Genomic DNA, 231 nt, shown 5'->3' on the forward strand with positions numbered 1-231 from the left:
CGTGCAAAATACCCGGACCTGGAAATCATCGGCGGCAACGTTGCCACCGGCGCAGGCGCATTGGCGTTGGCGCAGGCCGGCGTGTGCGCGGTGAAAGTGGGGATCGGTCCTGGCTCAATCTGTACCACGCGTATCGTCACTGGTGTTGGCGTGCCACAGGTCACCGCGGTTTCTGATGCGGTTGCCGCGCTGGAAGGCACCGGCATTCCGGTTATCGCTGATGGCGGCATC

At 63.6% G+C, this 231-nt stretch carries 1 protein-coding gene; it reads left to right on the plus strand.

Translation table 11 applies throughout. The annotated features are described in order from the left end of the window. Nucleotides 1–231 (plus strand): IMP dehydrogenase (locus tag KVT28_RS27200; protein WP_217551453.1); only part of this gene is annotated, 231 nt, incomplete at both ends.

Origin of the sequence: Pantoea sp. GbtcB22 (genome assembly GCF_019091025.1) — a bacterium.
Taxonomy (GTDB): domain Bacteria; phylum Pseudomonadota; class Gammaproteobacteria; order Enterobacterales; family Enterobacteriaceae; genus Pantoea; species Pantoea leporis.